This is a genomic window from Nocardioides sp. CPCC 206348 (genome assembly GCF_048654705.1).
Classification (GTDB): Bacteria; Actinomycetota; Actinomycetes; order Propionibacteriales; family Nocardioidaceae; genus Nocardioides.
In genome coordinates this window covers 29,086-31,709 of sequence record NZ_JBMCZA010000221.1, presented here as the reverse complement: position 1 = coordinate 31,709, position 2,624 = coordinate 29,086, and the positions used below count along the sequence as shown (strand labels likewise).

The window sequence follows — 2,624 nt, the reverse complement described above, 5'->3', positions numbered from 1 at the left end:
GTTGCTCACCGACCTTCGAAGGTGGCCTTGCCCGGCCCGTTCTCGATGAAGGACTGCATGCCCGTCCTGCTGTCCTCGGTGGCGAACACCGACGAGAAGTGCTGGCGCTCGATCTGCAGGCCGGTCTCGAGGTCGGCCTCGAGGCCACGGTCGACGGACTCCTTGATGGCCCGGAGGGCGTACGGCGCCGCGGTCGCGAAGCGGGCAGCCCACGCGACGGCCTCGGTGTAGACGTCCGCGGCCGGGATCACCCGGTCGACCAGGCCGATGGCGAGGGCCTCCTCGGCCTTGACGAAACGACCGCTGTAGAGCAGGTCCTTGGCCCGGCTGGGGCCGACCAGGCGCGGCAGGCGCTGGGTGCCTCCGGCGCCCGGGATGATGCCGAGCAGGACCTCGGGCTGGCCGAGGACCGCGTTGTCGGCAGCGAAGCGGAGGTCAGCGGCGAGCGCGAGCTCGCAACCACCACCGAGGGCGTAGCCGTTCACTGCCGCGACGACCGGCTTCGGGATCCGCGCGATCGCGTTGACGGCGCCCTGGAGCGCCTCGACCCGGTCGACCATGTCCGTGTAGGACATCGTCGACATCTCCTTGACGTCGTTGCCTGCGGCGAAGACCCTCTCGCCGCCCCAGACCACCACGGCGCGCACATCGGCACGCCCGGCGGCCTCGGCGGCTGCGTCGCGCAGCTCGTCCTGGACCTGGATGCTGATGGCGTTCATCGCCTTGGGGCGGTCGAGCCGGATCGTGCCGACGCCGTCGGCAACTTCCAGGCGCACGAACTCGCTGGTCATCTGCTCCCTCTCGTGTGGTGACGCTCCTGCTGGGGGCTCCCCTCCGCATTGTGCCGCTCCTCACCCCCTCGGTGTACAGAACCCCCGGGACTTGAACACATTGACGGCACAATGACCGCGTGACTCCCGGCCTCTGGCGATCCCTCGATGAACGTGCTGCGGTGTGGCCCGGTCGCAACTGGCCGCTCGGTGCGACCTGGTCGCCCGAGTCGACCAACTTCGCGGTCTACTCCCCCAACGCGACCGGCATGTGGCTATGCCTGCTCGACGACGCGCCCGGCGACGGCGAGCAACGCTTCGCGCTGACCGAGCAGTCGCTGGGCATCTGGCACGGCGCGTTGCCCGAGATCGCACCGGGCACCCGCTACGGCTATCGCGCCGAAGGACCCGCCGACGAGACCGAGGGCATGCGCTTCGACCCCGCCACCCTGCTGCTCGACCCGTACGGCCTGGCCGTGTCCGGCAGCGCGGGCAACGCCAGCAGTGTCGTGGTCGACCCGTCCTTCGACTGGTCCGACGACAACCCGATTCGTCGGCGCTGGCTCGACTCGGTCATCTACGAGCTCCATGTCAAGGGGTTCACGCAGCTGCACGACCGGATCCCCGAGGAGCTGCGCGGCACGTACGCCGGCCTCGGCCATCCCGTCGTCACCGACTACCTGCGCGACCTCGGGGTCACGGCGGTCGAGCTGCTCCCGGTCCACCAGTTCTTCTCGGAGCCGGCACTCGTCGAGCGGGGAACCGTCAACTACTGGGGTTACAACCCGGTCAGCTACTTCGCCCCCGACGCCGGCTACTCCGCCTCCGGCGACCGCGGGCAACAGGTCACCGAGTTCAAGCAGATGGTCAAGGACCTGCACGCGGCCGGCATCGAGGTGATCCTCGACGTCGTCTACAACCACACCGCCGAAGCCGGGCCCGACGGGCCGACCTACTCCTTCCGGGGGCTGGACGACCGTGGCTTCTACCGTCGGGTCCCTCCCGTCGACGGCGTGTACGACGACACGTACTGGGACGTGACCGGCTGCGGAAACACGGTGAACTCGGAGGATCCGCTGGCGCTGCGGCTGATCCTCGACTCGCTGCGGTACTGGGTGAGCGAGATGCACGTCGACGGCTTCCGGTTCGACCTGATGTCGGCGATCACCCGCACCGCCGGGCCCGACGCGATCCGCGTCGACATGGCGTGCAAGCTGCTCATCGCCATCGGCCAGGACCCCGTGCTGCGGCACGTGAAGCTGATCGCCGAGCCGTGGGACGTGTCGATGGACGGGTACCTCGTCGGCGGGATGCCGCCGCCGTGGGTGGAGTGGAACGACCAGTTCCGCGACACGATCCGCGACTTCTGGCGCGGCCAGACCCAGGGCTCGCACGCCGTCGCCACCCGACTGGCCGGCTCGTCGGACCTGTACGCCGACGACGGCCGGTCGGCGTACAACTCGGTCAACTTCGTGACGGCCCACGACGGCTTCACCGTGCGCGACCTGGTCTCCTACGACACCAAGCACAACGAGGCCAACGGCGAGGACAACCGCGACGGCACCGACAACAACCGCTCGTGGAACCACGGCGTCGAGGGCGAGACGGACGACCCGGAGATCGTGGCGCTACGGCGACGTCAGGCCGCGAACCTGATGGCCACGCTGTGCCTGTCCAACGGCGTGCCCATGCTGACGGCCGGCGACGAACGTGGCCGCACGCAGGGCGGCAACAACAACGCGTACTGCCAGGACAACGAGATCTCGTGGATCGACTGGCAGGCCGACAACGCCTGGCTCGACGTCTACGAGGTGACCCGGACCGCCCTGCAACTGCGTCGCGAGCACCCGGCGT

2 protein-coding genes are annotated in these 2,624 nt (G+C 69.3%); one reads left to right on the top strand and one right to left on the bottom strand.

Annotated features, from left to right (window positions below):
* Positions 1 to 5 precede the first annotated feature (5 nt).
* On the bottom strand, positions 6 to 791 hold the full coding sequence (locus ACOADB_RS24915; protein ID WP_378605213.1) for an enoyl-CoA hydratase/isomerase family protein: 786 nt from the start codon (positions 789 to 791) through the stop codon (positions 6 to 8).
* 119 nt (positions 792 to 910) lie between these two features.
* On the opposite strand from ACOADB_RS24915, the gene glgX reads away from it, so the two are divergent.
* Positions 911 to 2,624 (top strand): glycogen debranching protein GlgX (gene glgX / locus ACOADB_RS24910; protein ID WP_378605210.1); only part of this gene is annotated, 1,714 nt, incomplete at its 3' end.

What these genes read in the sequence shown, in the direction of transcription:
- ACOADB_RS24915 (WP_378605213.1), bottom strand. Translation starts at nt 791, where the DNA reads ATGACCAGCGAGTTCGTGCGCCTGGAAGTTGCCGACGGCGTCGGCACG.